Here is a 239-nt window from a genome sequence, read left to right as displayed (position 1 = left end):
GGGCGCGGCATAGTTAAAATAACCTGCCACGTCAGCGAGTTGCTGTTGCTGTTGCCGGTGTGCACTTTGTACTCGGCCTGGAATTCGCGATCCGGCAATGAGTTGATGCGCACCACCGGGCGATAGGACAGGTTGCGCATATCCAGCGCGGTAAACAGGTTTTCCGGTACGCTGAAAACCACGTCGAGCAGGTCGTTGCGAGTCAAGGTGGCAATGGTTTGTCCGGCGGCAACTACCTG

The 239-nt window shown here is 56.9% G+C and carries 1 pseudogene; it reads right to left on the bottom strand.

Annotated features, from left to right (window positions below):
• A pseudogene (locus KVT28_RS26585) lies at positions 1-239 on the bottom strand (efflux RND transporter periplasmic adaptor subunit); the annotation flags it as partial.

The organism is Pantoea sp. GbtcB22 (assembly GCF_019091025.1).
Lineage (GTDB): Bacteria > Pseudomonadota > Gammaproteobacteria > Enterobacterales > Enterobacteriaceae > Pantoea > Pantoea leporis.
The sequence above is the reverse complement of the archived record's forward strand: the minus strand, read 5'-3'. Positions and strand labels throughout refer to the sequence as shown.